We start from the raw sequence: 14,028 nt of genomic DNA on the forward strand, positions 1-14,028 counted from the left end.
CGTCTTTCTAGCACGAGAGCAAGCTATTTTTTTTGCATAAATCTCGTCCACCTCTGCATAGGATGGAGGTAAGTCAAAGTGGACAAAGACAGAAGGCTGCAAAAAGGAGGGTACCTGATGAATGAGATCTTGACGATATTGCCAGCAACTTTACGAACGATTTTGACGGCCCTTCCTATCGCGGTAAGAGAGAATCTGGAAGAAATTCGGCTTCGGCAAAACCAGCCGCTAGAAGTCCGGTTTGGCCAACAATCCAGCTATGTGACATCGTCGGGGCAAATCACCTCGATACCCGCACAAGGATGGCTTTTTTCAGCAGAAGAGGCAGCAAAACTCTTAAACCAGGTCAGCCAGCATTCTCTTTATGCCTTGGAAGAAGAGTTGAAAAGAGGTTACATCACGGTAGTTGGCGGTCATCGCATTGGCATTGCGGGGAAAGTGGTGCTGGACAAAGGAGAAGTGAAGGGAATTAGAGATGTGACCAGCTTCAACATCCGGATTGCCCGCGAGAAAAAGGGCGCGGCCAAAAAGGTCATGTCGTATTTGTTTGAGGATGGCAAATTGCAAAACACGCTGCTCATCTCCCCACCCCAATGCGGGAAGACAACCTTGTTGCGTGATATCGCACGAACCATCAGCTACGGGAGCGAGTGGTCTTCAAGTCGCAAGGTAGGAATTGTGGACGAGCGTTCTGAGTTGGCGGGATGCTTGCAAGGAGTTCCTCAACGAGATGTCGGTCCGCGAACAGATGTGCTGGACGCTTGCCCAAAAGCTGTCGGGATGATGATGCTGATTCGCTCCATGTCTCCTGATGTACTGATTGTGGACGAGGTAGGTAGAGCGGAGGATGGCGACGCAGTCTGGGAAGCGATTCATGCGGGTGTAGCCGTCATTTGCTCGGCGCATGGAGCGAGCGTCAAGGAAGTTGCCGAACGCCCTATGTTAGGCAAGCTGATTCGATATGGTGCCTTTTCCCGTTATATCGTACTCAGTCGCTCAAAAGGTGTCGGAACGATCCAGGCCATCTACGATCAAAGCATGAACCTGGTTGAAAGGGAGAAGGCTGCATGGTCAAGCTGATGGGAGCTGTACTCATCCTGTTTTCGGCGTCGATGGTTGGTTGGCAGATCGGCAAGTATTACGCGAATCGTCCCGTTCAGCTTCGGGCACTGCTCGTTGCTCTACAAATGCTCGAAACGGAAATTGTGTTCGGGATGACGCCATTACAGCGGGCGTTTGTGAAGGTCGGTCATCGCGTTTCCGAAGAGGTAGGGAAGGTATTTCTTCTGGCCGCGGAATTCCTACAGACAGAAAAGGCGCATTCGGCTGAGGAAGCCTTGCAACAAGCAATGAATAGACTCTGGACCCAAACCGCCTTGCGCAGACAAGAGCGAGAGGTGCTTGAGAGTCTAGGTCAGGTACTCGGATCATCCGATCGGGAAGACCAGCAAAAGCATTTGCGCCTAGCTGTCACCCACCTGCGAGGGCTGGAAGAAGAGGCTCGTGCTGAACAGGAAAAGTACGAAAAAATGTACAAGAGTTTGGGCTTTTTAGGTGGACTCTTGGTCGTCATCCTGATGTTCTAAAGGCGAGGTGTTCACAGTGGATTTTGATTTGACACCTGTTTTCCAGATAGGAGCAGTAGGTTTCATAACAGCCATCCTGCATACGGTCCTGAAGCAGGCGGGCAAGGAAGATATTGCGCATTGGGCAACTCTGGTCGGATTCATCATTGTCCTGTACATGGTGTCCCATTACATCGGAGACTTGTTCTCCGAGGTAAAACGCGTCTTCCTGTTCAACTGAGGAGGGGCTCCAGATGGAGATTGTACAAATTGTCGGACTAGGACTGGTGGCTACGATTCTCGCGCTAGTCATTAAGGAACAGAAGCCGATGTTCGCCTTTTTGCTGGCGATCGCGAGTGGGGTCATCATCTTTTACTTTCTCGTCGGAAAAATAGCAGATGTTATCCGGATTTTGGAAAGATTGGCGGTTCAAGCAGATTTGAACCTTGTGTTTCTGGAAACGATTCTAAAAATCATCGGAATTGCCTACATCGCTGAATTCGGTGCACAGATGACCCGAGATGCTGGACAAGGTGCGATTGCCTCGAAAATCGAGCTCGCAGGAAAAGTCCTCATCCTAGTTATGGCTGTACCAATCATCCAAATCATTATCGAAACAGTGATCGACTTGTTGCCGGCATAAGGGAGGTGGGATGTCCGTGGCACACACTTGCAAGCTGATCCTGTTCTGGTTCCTGCTCCTTGCCTTGTTTCCAGTTGCCGTGTCAGCTACTGCGTCACCCGCTGTGGCACCCGCAGCCGGTCCGATCAATCAAATCGTGCAACAACAGGTCGATCACTTGCAGTTAGACCGAGTCGAACAATATTGGAAACAGTTGTTGCGTGACTATAAAGGGTACTTGCCCGATTTGAAATCGGAAGGCTTTATCCAAATCCTCATGCAGCAAGGTGACTTCAGTATTTCAGGAGTCCTGCAAGGAATGGGCAAGTTCATCTTTCATGAGATTTTGATGAATGGCAAGCTGCTCAGCTCCATTATTATCATTACGGTCTTCGCGATGATTCTCGAAACGATGCAGAACGCCTTTGAACGTAATGCGGTATCGACCGTAGCGTACTCGATTACGTATCTCGTCTTGATGGTACTTGCGATTAACAGCTTTCATGTCGCTATTACCTATGCAAAAGACGCAATCGCGAACATGTCTGATTTCATGCTGGCCATGATCCCGCTCGTCATCGCGCTGCTGGCTTCGGTAGGCAATCTGGCATCCGCCACAATGTTTCACCCGCTGATTATCTTCATGATCAACACCAGCGGCATGATGATCTCTTATGTCGTGTTCCCGCTTCTGTTTCTCTCTGCGATGCTCTCTATCGTCAGCCTGTTTTCAGAGAGGTACAAAGTCACGCAGTTAGCGACCTTGCTACGCAATATTGCAATGGGTGTCCTTGGTTCATTTCTGACGATCTTTCTCGCCATCATTTCCATACAAGGAGCGACTTCAGCCGTTGCGGACGGGGTCACACTCCGAACAGCGAAATACATCACGGGCAATTTCATCCCGATAGTAGGTCGTGTGTTCTCCGATGCGGCAGATACCGTACTCAATGCCTCGCTACTGGTCAAAAATGCCGTAGGCTTGGCGGGTGTTTTGATCCTGATCATGCTATGCGCGTTTCCGGCTTTGAAGATACTGGTACTGGCTCTGATCTACAATCTGTCATCTGCCGTACTCCAACCGCTTGGAAACAGCCCAATCATCAGTGCGCTAGGTACGATTGGGAAAAGTCTTTTGTTCGTCTTCGCTGCTTTGGCAACGGTCGGCTTGATGTTCTTTCTGGCGATTACGATCATGATTGCGGCGGGCAACATCTCCATGATGGTTCGGTAGGTGATGAGATGACGTGGTTAACCCTGTGGTTGAAAAAAATTATCCTGCTCGTCCTTTTGGCTGCCTTCCTCGATCTGATCCTGCCCAATACGACACTGCAACGCTACGTAAAAATGGTGATGGGCTTGATTCTTTTGCTGACGATCATTTCTCCCGTGTTCAGTCTGTTCAGCCTCTCGCAGGAAGATCTGGCCTTTCGTCTGGATCGATACCAACAAGAGCTGAACAAGCCTGCTTCGGCAGAATGGAAACGCATCACTGACAAGCTGCTCGGTCAACAAAACCAACAGATGACGGCTTACGTTCAGTCACAGGTAGCATCCTCAGTAAAAGCCAGTGTCAAAGAGCAGTACGGCGTAACTGTCGATGATGTCACGATTACCGTCAATCAGCAAAATCCGGAACAGCCAATCCTTGAACGAATCGAGCTGGTAGTCAGTGACACGAACAAGGAAGAGCAAAAAGGGCAGAGCACGATTGAACCGATTAAGCCTGTCCAGCCTGTTGAGATTTCGATTGGCAAACCCATTGAAATGCAACCTGATCCCAAAGCAGATATGGCAGCAGCAGCTCATTATGACAATCCACTTTACGCGCAAATCACAAACGATGTCGCCAAAGAGTGGGGGCTTTCGAAGAGCCAGGTCATCATCAAAGACGATTCGAGAGAAAGAGAGAAACAGTAGCGGATACAGTCAGTGAAGCGAGGTGAAAACAATGAACCAATTGTGGGAAAAGCTGAAAAGTCTGCTCATGAAGAAACAAGGCGAGACGATGCAGGAAGAAAAGAAAATCGTGGTGGGGAGCAAGGGGAAAAACCAAAAGCTAAAGCCGCTGCATTATTTCATCGTCATATTGGGAATTGGCGTTGCCATCATGATTCTGACGGACTTTCTCAGAGTGGAAAAAGACCAGCCACTCGGATTTGGAGATATAGGGAGTGAGGCGCCGGGTCCTCCTGGAGGCGATACAACTTCCCAGGTGTTGGGGGGATCACCGACTACAGATATCATTGCAGAGTATGAAAACATTTACGAGACACAGCTTCGTGAGATCCTCGCTTCCGTTGTCGGTGTCGGTGAAGTACAGGTCATGGTCAATCTGGAATCAACACCAGAGCTGGTTGTAGAAAAAAATCGAAACATTCGTTCCTCAACCAATCAGGAAATGGACAAAGAAAAGGCAACCCGCAATCAAAATGACCAGTCACGAGATGAGCAGGTCGTCATCGTGCAAGGCGGCAAGCAAGATGCCCCTGTTATTGTGAAGACGTTGAAGCCGAAAGTCCGCGGGGTCCTGGTAGTAGCAAAAGGGGCCGATAACATCCAGGTTAAAGCGTGGATCACTGAAGCCGTTCAAAAGGTTTTGGATGTTCCCGCTTATAAAATATCCATTTTGCCCAAAAAAGGGTAGGAGGTAATGGCGAATGATTCTGCGAAAGCAAACGGTTTGGTTGTTGACAATGCTTGCTGTCATGGTTGTGCTCTCTGGATATTACTTGGTGAAGGGACCGCAAGATCAGGTCCCAACATCAGGACAAGAGCACGCTGTCCAGAAGCAAGAGCAAATTTCCGGTGTGGTGGTTGAATCCAAGCAAGTAGATCACGCCCCACAAGCAACGCCTGTCGATCAAGCTCCAAAGGCAAACCCTGTAGAAGGAAAAACTGGCACGCAAGGAGCGAAAACTCCTGCTGCACCAGAAGCAAAACCAGCCACATCGAACACGGTCGTCCCAGTAGCAGAAACGGCGAGTGAAATCTTCCAAGGTTTCAAAATGAAACGCGGAGCCATGCTGGCGCAACAAAAAGACGAACAGCTAGCAATCGTAAACAGCACGGAGTCCTCTCCGCAGGCAGTCGCTGAAGCGATGGCCAAGTTTGAAGAGCTGTCCAATATGGAAAGTGCTACGATGACTGCAGAAGAAATGCTCAAGGCGAGCGGCTATCAGGATGCGGTCGTTACTGTCCAAAATGACAAGGCGACAGTCATTGTACAAAAAGATAAATTGAGCGCAAATGAGGTAGTGGAAATCATTGCCAGCGTGAAGCAACACTTGAATATCCCGGCGACAAACATTAACGTACAATACAAGGCATCCTAATCAAGCTACGGCACTTTTCTCGTTATAAGGGATAGGAGAATCGGGCATGATGGTAAGGATTTTCTCGCTTCTGTTAGAAAAGAAGCGGGGAAATCCTTTCTTGACGTGGTTTAGGCAACAGGCTACCATGGATTTATGGTTTGCCAAAAGGATACATACTGGACTTCACGAACCTCTATTGAAAGAAAAGAAGGAGTGCTTGTTCGTAATGAAAATGCATGAAATCCGTGAAATTATTAAGTTAATTGATCAATCATCCATTCAAGAATTTAACTTGGAAACAGAAGGTGCCAAGGTGTCTCTGAAAAAATCCAATGGTACGGAAACGATTGTCGTCACTCAACCAGCGGTTCAAGCTCCTGTTGCAGCACCCGTAGCACATATCCCGGCTCAGCCAGTTATCGCGGCAGCGCCAGTCGCAGCAGAAGCTCCGAAAGCAGCAGCTGTACAAGCAGCGGATGACGCTAATCTCCACAAGATTGTATCTCCAATGGTAGGGACTTTCTATAGCGCACCAGAACCAGGCAAGCCGGCTTACGTACAAGCTGGTGACAAAGTGAATGCGAGCAAAGTCGTTTGCATCGTGGAAGCGATGAAACTCTTTAACGAAATCGAGGCAGAAGTAAGCGGAGAGATCGTGAAAGTGCTCGTAGAAGACGGCCAATTGGTTGAGTATGGCCAAGCATTGTTTTTGGTGAAGCCAGAATAAGGTGGGGGAGAGCGGAATGTTTCAAAAAGTATTGATTGCCAATCGCGGGGAGATTGCCGTGCGTATTATCCGTGCATGCCGCGAGCTGGGCATTCGTACGGTCGCCGTCTACTCCGAAGCGGATCGTGAAGCGCTTCATGTGAAGCTGGCCGACGAAGCCTACTGTATTGGTCCCAAGGCATCCAAGGAAAGCTATTTGAATATAGCAAACATCATGAGTGTAGCGACCAAGGTAGGGGCAGACGCCATCCATCCTGGTTATGGCTTCTTGGCAGAAAACGCTGATTTTGCCGAGATTTGTGCCGCATGTAACATTACCTTTATCGGTCCAGACCCGGAAGCCATTGTGAAGATGGGGGACAAGTCCACAGCGAAGGATACGATGAAAACGGCAGGTGTACCTACTGTACCAGGTACGGAAGGGCTGATCGAAGATGTGGCTGACGCTGTCGTTACTGCAAACGAGATTGGCTATCCTGTCATGGTTAAAGCGACGGCGGGTGGCGGCGGACGTGGTATGCGCGTAGCCGTTGACGATGAAGATTTGGAAAAAGCGATCCGTCAGGCGCAAAACGAAGCGAAAACGGCTTTTGGCAATCCAGGTGTTTACTTGGAGAAGTTCGTAGAAGGCCCGCGCCATGTGGAAATTCAAATCATGGCTGACAAGCACGGCAATGCCGTATACCTGGGTGAGCGCGACTGCTCCATCCAACGCCGACACCAAAAGCTGATCGAGGAAGCGCCATCTCCAGCATTAAGTGAAGAGCTGCGCCGACAAATGGGTGATGCTGCTGTTGCGGCGGCAAAAGCCGTTTCTTATCACGGTGCGGGAACTGTCGAGTTTTTGTTGGACAAACATGGGAAGTTCTACTTCATGGAAATGAATACGCGTATTCAGGTAGAGCATCCTGTAACCGAGCTGGTGACTGGCTTTGACCTGATCAAGGAGCAGCTGACCGTAGCGGCAGGCCAACCATTGTCCTTTACGCAAGAGGATATCGTATTGGATGGCTGGGCTATTGAATGCCGCATTAATGCTGAGAATCCTGCGAAAAACTTCATGCCTTCGCCAGGTCGTATCACGGAATATTTGGCGCCAGGCGGCTTTGGTGTGCGCGTAGACAGTGCAGCGTATGCGGGATATTCCATTCCACCATACTACGACTCGATGATCGCCAAGCTGATTGTGTGGGGCAAGGATCGTAACGAAGCAATTGACCGTATGAAGCGTGCTTTGGGTGAATTCGTCGTTGAGGGTATTACGACAACGATCCCATTCCATTTGAAGGTATTGGAGCACGAAGTATTTGTCAGCGGGAATTTCGATACGAAATTCTTGGAAACCTACGACTTGAACCTGGATGAAGAGTAAGTAGGGCTGATTTGTAAAAATACGGTGTGCTTGGTATAATGAATTACAAATTAGAGGGAGGTGCGAAGCATGGAAGAGTTTACTCCAGACTTAGATAGAACAGAACTTGGTAAAGTCCAGATCGCTCCCGAAGTGTTGGAAGTGATCGCCGGCATGGCTGCGTCCGAAGTAGAAGGTGTAGCGCAAATGAGCGGCGGTTTCGTAGGAGAAATAGCTGAACGATTAGGCCGTAAAAATATAGCACGTGGTGTGCGTGTAGAGGTTGGCTCCCGCGAAGCGGCGGTGGATGTTTCGATCATTGTCAAATACGGACATCGCATCCCGGAAGTCGCTCGAAATATTCAAGATAGTGTACGCAATGCGATTGAGAGCATGACAGGTCTTTCTGTAGTGGAAGTAAACGTACATATCGTTGATGTTGAATTGAAAGCAGAAGAAAAAGTACCGGCTCCAGTACCGGTTGAAGAACACCAGCGCGTGCGCTAACAAGCAGCGGATGGATGCCCCCTACGAACAGGGGGCATTTTCCTCATTTGAAAACGTGATTTTTGTTTAGGCGTAGAGCATTAATTCATGGAGTTTTCTGGAGCATGCCGTGTTTGTCTCCTTCTTCAAACATGGCTGAAAGGAGAGGTGCTTGTGAACTTGTTTGACCGCTTTATCTTAACGATTTATAGCTTTGCGCTTATTGTTTTGTCCTGCATCGCGATAGCAGCGACCAGCGGATTGATCTCGCAAGATTTTTTCCGTCCATATGTAGATCAGATGCTGGCGGGTACGAACATCACCTATCTCATTGTCGCGATCATTTTCCTCGTAGTCAGCCTTCGCTTCTTTTTCAGTTCTTTCCGCTCTAACAAGCCTAAAGTAGAACGGGGAATCCGTCAGCGCAGTGATTTGGGTGAGGTCAACATTACGATTCAGACGATCCAGACCATTGCAGAGCGTGCAGCCCGCCGAGTAAAAGGCGTGCGCGATATGAAAACGACAGTCAAAGCACTCGAGAGCGGCAATATTATCACCTTGCGTGTTTCGGTAGATGGAGAAACGCCATTGCCTGAACTGACACAGAAGCTACAGGCTGACGTGAAGGAGCAAGTCGAGGGGATTGCTGGTGTTGTCATTTCTGAGGTGACCATTGTCGTGACGGAAGTAGCTCAGCAGGAAAACTACTCGTCTCGTAAACGGGTGGAATAGAAGGTGAAGTAAATGATGCGGGAGTTAATGTGGGAACACAAGGGGAAGCTAATGGGGGTTTTTGCCGGACTTTTTTTTGGCATCATCTACCTTCTCGTGGGATTTTGGGATACACTGGTTTTTGTTGTGTTTGTCGGGACCGGTTATTATATTGGACGAAAGCTCGATCATAAAGAAGACTTGCGTGAAATACTCGACAAGATTTTGCCAGGCAAGTTTCGGTGAAAGAAGCAAAGCCGAGCTCATTTTAATTAGTAGGTGAATGAATGGTATGAAACGAAGAACAGCACGAGAAAAAGCAGTTCAATGTCTTTTCCAAATTGATATGGCGGAGGTTCCGCTAACAGATGCGGTTGCCCTCGTCATGGAAGAATCCGAGGAAAATGCACAGTATTTGCGTTATCTCCTCGACGGTGTATTGAAAAACTTGACTGAGATTGATGAAGAAATCAAGAAGTATCTGCGTGGATGGCAATTGGAACGCATCGCCAATGTAGATCGCGCTATTCTTCGTCTGGCTTTTTACGAGATCATGTTTGAGCAAGACACACCTGACAAAGTCGTGATGAACGAAGCGATTGAGGTCGCGAAGCTCTTTAGCGACGAGCAGTCCCACCGGTACATTAACGGTGTGTTGTCGAGCTTCTTGCAATCACGTGAAACCAAGCAGGCGTAATAGGTAGGAGATACAAGCATGAGTAAGGTAATGTTGGGAATCGACACGAGCAATTACCGGACATCACTGTGCTTGGCTGGGGAAGACGGCCGAATTGTCGCAGAAGCAAAACGCCTTTTGAAAGTAAAGGAGGGCAAGCGCGGACTGCAACAATCCGAAGCCGTCTTTCAGCATGTGATGAACCTGCCGGAATTAAGTGAAGAGATGAAGTGGAAGGACTACGAGATTGCAGCGATTTGTGTGAGTGAGAAGCCACGCCCGCAAGACGGGTCGTATATGCCTGTATTTAAAGTAGGAGAAGGCTTGGCGAAATCGTTGGCGACTTATTTGCGCGTTCCGCTACACTTGACGACACATCAAGAGGGACATATCGCGGCAGGGGAATACACTGCTGAGGTGCGTCCGACAGAAGACCGCTTTTTGGCTGTGCATTTGTCTGGAGGTACCAGTGAGTTGCTGTTATGCGAGCGTCATGCAGCAGGTTATACCATTGAGAAAATCGGTGGGACGATCGATCTGCACGCAGGTCAACTGGTAGATCGGATTGGTGTGGCACTTGGTCTGTCCTTTCCTGCAGGTCCTGCATTGGAGCAGTTAGCAAAGGGAGCAACAGGTGAGTTTCGGGTTTCTTCGGCAGTTGATGGACTTTCCTTTAGTTTTTCTGGTCCAGAAGCATCGCTTTTACGGGAAGTGGAGAAGGGGAGTACGAGCCCTGCTGAGATTGCGCGAGCGACAGAGCAATGTATTGCCAATGCACTAGAGAAGTCCTTGCGCCATGCAGTAGAGCAAGGCTACCCGAAGGACATCTTGATTGTCGGAGGAGTAGCTGCTAATTATTACATTCGTGAGCGGCTGATCAAACGACTGGAACACCCTGCCGTGAAGGCGAAGCTGTACTTCTGTGACCCCGTTTACTCCGGTGATAATGCCTATGGAGTCGCAATGTTGGGTTGGATGAAGCAAAAGACGAACATTAAATAAATAAGAACTTTTTATAATTCGCCTTTACAGCTGGGGGAGAAATCGGTACACTTAACGTATCGACGTTGATAAAGGAGGCATTTTCTCCATGGCTGCAACCATTCTCCAGGGAAAAGAAGTCGCACAGAGTATTCGGGCCGAATTGGCGAACGAAGTAGCTGAAATGAAAAAACAAGGGGTCGTACCGGGTTTGACTGTTGTCATTGTAGGAGACGACCCAGCTTCTCACTCTTATGTACGGGGTAAGGCAAAAGGCTGCGAGGAAGTCGGTATTTCATCCGAGATCATTCGGAAGGACGCTGACATCACAGAGGAAGAGTTGTTGGTTATCATTCAACAGTTGAACGAAAATCCGAACGTTAATGGGATTTTGGTTCAGCTTCCTCTTCCTGCTCATATTTCAGAGCATGCGGTCATTGAAGCCATTGCTCCTGAAAAAGATGTAGACGGTTTCCATCCGATTAGCATAGGCAACATGGTATTGGGAAATGATACGATGCTTCCTTGCACACCGCATGGGATTATTGAATTGATTAAGCGCACAGGCACCCAGATGGCAGGCAAACACGCAGTGGTAATCGGACGCAGCAACATCGTTGGTAAGCCGGTATCATTGCTCTTGCAACAGGAAAATGCTACGGTAACCATGTGTCATTCTCGCACGCAAAATCTCGAGGAATTCACCCAAAAGGCAGACATCCTCGTCGTTGCAACTGGTAGGGCTCATATGATCGGCAAGGAGCATGTTAAACCGGGCGCTGTCGTCATTGATGTTGGTGTGAATCGTATTGAAACGGGTAAGCTGGTTGGAGATGTCAAGTTCGACGAGGTCAAAGAAGTGGCTAGCTTCATCACCCCAGTTCCAGGCGGTGTTGGCCCGATGACGATTACGATGCTGCTGAAAAATACTGTTGCAGCAGCGAAAAAGCAAGCAAAACAATAGAAGAAAATCGGCAACTTATTATAGAATGGATAAGGCATAAGCTTTATCCATTCTTTTGCATAGTCCTTGTTGCATGCACGGCAAAGCCAAGTTTTTGTAAAGGAGGGGCCGCATGGCATTACAAGATATTTTATCCGTCAGTGATCTCAATCGTTATATTAAGCTGGTGCTGGAAAAGGAACCCCACCTGCAAGATATATGGGTGAGAGGAGAAATCTCCAATTTTACCCACCATTCCAGCGGTCATATGTATTTCACACTAAAGGACAAGCAGTCACGAATCAAAGTCGTCATGTTTGCGAGTTATAATCGCTTCCTGCGTTTCTTGCCCAAAGATGGAGCAAAAGCGATTGTGCGAGGTTCTATTTCTGCATACGAACGGGATGGCGCATATCAGTTTTACGCCAAAGAGATGCAGCCAGACGGTCTTGGCTCGCTTTATTTAGCATTCGAGCAGCTGAAAGAAAAATTGGCGCAAGAAGGGTTATTTGCAGCAGAGAGAAAGCGGATGCTCCCGCGTTTTCCCAAACGTGTCGGTGTCGTCACTTCTCCGACAGGAGCTGCCATCCGAGATATTTGCACGACGATTCGCAGACGGTATCCGCAAGCAGAAATCGTACTTTCACCAGCCGTTGTCCAAGGTGTGGATGCACCTGCATCGATTGTCTCCGCTATTCGGATCATGAACGATCAGCCTGACATTGATGTTCTCATTGTAGGGCGTGGTGGAGGTTCCATCGAGGAGCTGTGGGCGTTTAATGATGAAAACGTCGCAAGGGCAATTGCTACATCACTCATTCCCGTCATCTCCGCTGTAGGACACGAGACGGATGTGACGATCGCCGATTTCGTAGCAGATGTACGGGCAGCTACGCCGACAGCCGCAGCTGAATTGGCTGTACCGCATTATTTGGAATGGGTCGAAAGAGTGCGACAGCTCGAGATACGGATGCATCGAGCCGTACGTGGCACCATGACCGAGCAGAGAAGCCGTTTGACACGCTTGAGCAATTCGTATGCGATGCGCCAACCGGAGCGGAGGCTGGAGGAAGCGGCTGAACGATTGGATCGGGCACATTTGCGGATGCGTCAATCCATGAAGCATTTGCTAGACAGAAGACGCGAACGCTATACGCGATTAGATGAACAGATCAAGCGCTATCGCCTCGTTGATCAAATTGGAGATAAAAGAAAAAATCTGTCTAAACTCCGCTCCACCTTGGACGAACGGATGCTGGGTCGTCTCAACCAAAAAAGAATGGCGTTCGCAGCTCGTATAGCGACGCTGGAAGCACTGAGTCCACTGAAAGTCATGCAGCGTGGATTCTCACTCGTATACACCAATGACAGGCTCGTGAAATCAGTGGAACAGTTTGCCCCTGGCGATGAGATCATGGTACGATTAAGTGATGGCAGTGCGACTGCACGTGTGGAAAAAGTGAATCGGGAGGAGGAGAAGCAGAGTGGCTCGCAAGAAAACGGAACAAGAGACTGATATGCAGTTCGAGGACGCGATGAAGCGCCTGGAAGAAGTCGTCAATCGACTTGAAGAAGGAGATATTCCCCTCGAAGAAGCGATTACCTTATATCAGGAAGGAGTAACTCTTTCCAGAATTTGTGGTCAAAAGCTGGATGCAATCGAAGCGAAGATTACCCAGTTGGTGGAAGAAGACGGACAGGTAAAGCAGAAGGCGTTTCGCGTGGAAGGAGAAGCATGATCGGCGTGCATACATTCGAGAGTTATTTGGTGGAAAAGACCGCCTATATAGAACAAAGACTCCAGCCAGCCCTTGAGCAGCAAGGAGTTCCGGAAAACTTGTACGAATCCATGAAGTATTCGCTCATGGCAGGCGGAAAAAGGCTGCGTCCCATGCTGGTGTTGGCGGTCCTCGAAGCATTGGACAAGCCGATTGAACGGGGCGTGGCATTTGCGGTTGCCCTGGAAATGATACATACGTACTCCTTAATTCACGATGACCTCCCTGCGATGGACGACGATGATCTTCGGCGCGGTAAACCGACCAATCACAAAGTATTCGGTGAAGCGACAGCCATTCTCGCAGGAGATGCCTTGCTGACGCGTGCATTTGCATACATTGCAGAGGCTTACATGGATCGCACCGATGTTTCAGCGGCTACGACCGTGAACCTGATTGCGGAGCTGGGAAAACGTGCAGGAGCAACTGGCATGGTCGGCGGACAGATGGCGGATATCGAAGGGGAGAGCAAGCGCCTTAATCTGGATCAGCTCGAATTTATCCATCGTCACAAAACAGGTGATCTTTTGATTGCAGCCTTGCGCGGGGGAGGCTACCTCGCAGAAGCATCCGAAGGCCAAATGGAAGCATTGACACGCTATGGTGTCTGCATAGGTCTTGCTTTTCAAATTCAGGATGACATCTTGAATGTGGAAGGGGATGCCCAAGAGCTGGGGAAAGCAGTTGGCAGCGATGCGGATCGGGAAAAGGCAACGTACCCATCGCTTCTTGGTCTAGCCGAATCGAAGGCGCGTCTTGACGAATTGATTGCCGAGGCAAAAGCAGCGCTTGCGGATGCGGGAATCGAGAACTCTGCACTCAGCCCGTTGGCGGACTACGTGCGTGATCGCAATAAATAAGGGAAAGCTG

Annotated in this window: 19 protein-coding genes; all 19 read left to right on the plus strand. The window is 49.1% G+C overall.

Annotated elements, in window-relative coordinates:
* Positions 1-117: 117 nt before the first annotated feature.
* The 19 genes from spoIIIAA (at position 118) to HPY31_RS01335 (ending at position 14,018) form a co-directional block, all read left to right on the plus strand.
* A complete protein-coding gene (gene spoIIIAA, locus HPY31_RS01245) occupies positions 118-1,080 on the plus strand; it encodes a stage III sporulation protein AA (RefSeq protein ID WP_172137810.1) in 963 nt (320 codons plus the stop codon).
* Entirely contained in the window at positions 1,068-1,586 is a 519-nt protein-coding gene (gene spoIIIAB, locus HPY31_RS01250) for a stage III sporulation protein SpoIIIAB (RefSeq protein ID WP_012686020.1), read from the plus strand. Before spoIIIAA ends, spoIIIAB begins: the two co-directional genes overlap by 13 nt.
* Positions 1,587-1,602: 16 nt before the next feature.
* On the plus strand, positions 1,603-1,806 hold the full coding sequence (gene spoIIIAC / locus HPY31_RS01255) for a stage III sporulation protein AC (protein ID WP_007725726.1): 204 nt from the start codon (positions 1,603-1,605) through the stop codon (positions 1,804-1,806).
* Between the two features lie 13 nt (positions 1,807-1,819).
* Positions 1,820-2,209: a stage III sporulation protein AD gene (gene spoIIIAD / locus HPY31_RS01260; protein WP_016739903.1), complete on the plus strand. Its 390-nt coding sequence runs from the start codon at positions 1,820-1,822 to the stop codon at positions 2,207-2,209.
* Positions 2,210-2,225: 16 nt separating this feature from the next.
* Positions 2,226-3,422 (plus strand): stage III sporulation protein AE, encoded by a 1,197-nt coding sequence (gene spoIIIAE, locus HPY31_RS01265; RefSeq protein ID WP_172137812.1) that lies wholly within the window; start codon positions 2,226-2,228, stop codon positions 3,420-3,422.
* An 8-nt stretch (positions 3,423-3,430) separates the two neighbouring features.
* Entirely contained in the window at positions 3,431-4,108 is a 678-nt protein-coding gene (gene spoIIIAF / locus HPY31_RS01270) for a stage III sporulation protein AF (protein WP_172137814.1), read from the plus strand.
* 31 nt (positions 4,109-4,139) lie between these two features.
* Complete coding sequence (spoIIIAG, locus tag HPY31_RS01275; protein ID WP_172138880.1) at positions 4,140-4,835, plus strand: stage III sporulation protein AG; 696 nt, start codon at positions 4,140-4,142, stop codon at positions 4,833-4,835.
* 13 nt (positions 4,836-4,848) lie between these two features.
* On the plus strand, positions 4,849-5,523 hold the full coding sequence (locus tag HPY31_RS01280) for a SpoIIIAH-like family protein (protein ID WP_172137816.1): 675 nt from the start codon (positions 4,849-4,851) through the stop codon (positions 5,521-5,523).
* 208 nt (positions 5,524-5,731) lie between these two features.
* On the plus strand, positions 5,732-6,232 hold the full coding sequence (accB, locus tag HPY31_RS01285; protein WP_172137818.1) for an acetyl-CoA carboxylase biotin carboxyl carrier protein: 501 nt from the start codon (positions 5,732-5,734) through the stop codon (positions 6,230-6,232).
* 16 nt (positions 6,233-6,248) lie between these two features.
* Positions 6,249-7,604, plus strand: a complete 1,356-nt coding sequence (accC, locus tag HPY31_RS01290) for an acetyl-CoA carboxylase biotin carboxylase subunit (RefSeq protein ID WP_172137820.1) — start codon at positions 6,249-6,251, stop codon at positions 7,602-7,604.
* A 69-nt stretch (positions 7,605-7,673) separates the two neighbouring features.
* Positions 7,674-8,090 carry an Asp23/Gls24 family envelope stress response protein gene (locus tag HPY31_RS01295; RefSeq protein ID WP_012686027.1) on the plus strand — a complete coding sequence of 139 codons (417 nt, stop codon included), beginning with the start codon at positions 7,674-7,676 and terminating at the stop codon, positions 8,088-8,090.
* 153 nt (positions 8,091-8,243) lie between these two features.
* Entirely contained in the window at positions 8,244-8,801 is a 558-nt protein-coding gene (gene amaP / locus HPY31_RS01300) for an alkaline shock response membrane anchor protein AmaP (RefSeq protein ID WP_087343749.1), read from the plus strand.
* A gap of 12 nt (positions 8,802-8,813) precedes the next feature.
* Complete coding sequence (locus HPY31_RS01305; protein WP_016739911.1) at positions 8,814-9,026, plus strand: DUF2273 domain-containing protein; 213 nt, start codon at positions 8,814-8,816, stop codon at positions 9,024-9,026.
* A gap of 46 nt (positions 9,027-9,072) precedes the next feature.
* Positions 9,073-9,477 carry a transcription antitermination factor NusB gene (nusB, locus tag HPY31_RS01310; RefSeq protein WP_172137824.1) on the plus strand — a complete coding sequence of 135 codons (405 nt, stop codon included), beginning with the start codon at positions 9,073-9,075 and terminating at the stop codon, positions 9,475-9,477.
* Positions 9,478-9,495: 18 nt separating this feature from the next.
* Complete coding sequence (locus tag HPY31_RS01315; RefSeq protein ID WP_172137826.1) at positions 9,496-10,458, plus strand: tRNA (adenosine(37)-N6)-threonylcarbamoyltransferase complex transferase subunit TsaD; 963 nt, start codon at positions 9,496-9,498, stop codon at positions 10,456-10,458.
* Between the two features lie 88 nt (positions 10,459-10,546).
* A complete protein-coding gene (folD, locus tag HPY31_RS01320) occupies positions 10,547-11,401 on the plus strand; it encodes a bifunctional methylenetetrahydrofolate dehydrogenase/methenyltetrahydrofolate cyclohydrolase FolD (protein ID WP_172137828.1) in 855 nt (284 codons plus the stop codon).
* Between the two features lie 112 nt (positions 11,402-11,513).
* Positions 11,514-12,896, plus strand: a complete 1,383-nt coding sequence (gene xseA / locus HPY31_RS01325; protein WP_172137830.1) for an exodeoxyribonuclease VII large subunit — start codon at positions 11,514-11,516, stop codon at positions 12,894-12,896.
* Complete coding sequence (gene xseB / locus HPY31_RS01330; protein ID WP_016739916.1) at positions 12,865-13,119, plus strand: exodeoxyribonuclease VII small subunit; 255 nt, start codon at positions 12,865-12,867, stop codon at positions 13,117-13,119. Before xseA ends, xseB begins: the two co-directional genes overlap by 32 nt.
* Positions 13,116-14,018: a polyprenyl synthetase family protein gene (locus HPY31_RS01335; RefSeq protein WP_172137832.1), complete on the plus strand. Its 903-nt coding sequence runs from the start codon at positions 13,116-13,118 to the stop codon at positions 14,016-14,018. Before xseB ends, HPY31_RS01335 begins: the two co-directional genes overlap by 4 nt.
* The last annotated feature ends 10 nt before the right edge of the window (positions 14,019-14,028 follow it).

Source organism: Brevibacillus sp. HB1.3 (assembly GCF_013186635.1).
Lineage (GTDB): Bacteria > Bacillota > Bacilli > Brevibacillales > Brevibacillaceae > Brevibacillus > Brevibacillus brevis_D.

What these genes read in the sequence shown, in the direction of transcription:
- HPY31_RS01335 (WP_172137832.1), top strand. Translation starts at nt 13,116, where the DNA reads ATGATCGGCGTGCATACATTCGAGAGTTATTTGGTGGAAAAGACCGCC.
- HPY31_RS01305 (WP_016739911.1), top strand. Translation starts at nt 8,814, where the DNA reads ATGATGCGGGAGTTAATGTGGGAACACAAGGGGAAGCTAATGGGGGTT.
- folD (WP_172137828.1), top strand. Translation starts at nt 10,547, where the DNA reads ATGGCTGCAACCATTCTCCAGGGAAAAGAAGTCGCACAGAGTATTCGG.
- spoIIIAD (WP_016739903.1), top strand. Translation starts at nt 1,820, where the DNA reads ATGGAGATTGTACAAATTGTCGGACTAGGACTGGTGGCTACGATTCTC.
- HPY31_RS01315 (WP_172137826.1), top strand. Translation starts at nt 9,496, where the DNA reads ATGAGTAAGGTAATGTTGGGAATCGACACGAGCAATTACCGGACATCA.
- accB (WP_172137818.1), top strand. Translation starts at nt 5,732, where the DNA reads ATGAAAATGCATGAAATCCGTGAAATTATTAAGTTAATTGATCAATCA.
- accC (WP_172137820.1), top strand. Translation starts at nt 6,249, where the DNA reads ATGTTTCAAAAAGTATTGATTGCCAATCGCGGGGAGATTGCCGTGCGT.
- HPY31_RS01280 (WP_172137816.1), top strand. Translation starts at nt 4,849, where the DNA reads ATGATTCTGCGAAAGCAAACGGTTTGGTTGTTGACAATGCTTGCTGTC.
- nusB (WP_172137824.1), top strand. Translation starts at nt 9,073, where the DNA reads ATGAAACGAAGAACAGCACGAGAAAAAGCAGTTCAATGTCTTTTCCAA.
- HPY31_RS01295 (WP_012686027.1), top strand. Translation starts at nt 7,674, where the DNA reads ATGGAAGAGTTTACTCCAGACTTAGATAGAACAGAACTTGGTAAAGTC.
- spoIIIAF (WP_172137814.1), top strand. Translation starts at nt 3,431, where the DNA reads ATGACGTGGTTAACCCTGTGGTTGAAAAAAATTATCCTGCTCGTCCTT.
- spoIIIAB (WP_012686020.1), top strand. Translation starts at nt 1,068, where the DNA reads ATGGTCAAGCTGATGGGAGCTGTACTCATCCTGTTTTCGGCGTCGATG.
- spoIIIAG (WP_172138880.1), top strand. Translation starts at nt 4,140, where the DNA reads ATGAACCAATTGTGGGAAAAGCTGAAAAGTCTGCTCATGAAGAAACAA.
- xseA (WP_172137830.1), top strand. Translation starts at nt 11,514, where the DNA reads ATGGCATTACAAGATATTTTATCCGTCAGTGATCTCAATCGTTATATT.
- spoIIIAA (WP_172137810.1), top strand. Translation starts at nt 118, where the DNA reads ATGAATGAGATCTTGACGATATTGCCAGCAACTTTACGAACGATTTTG.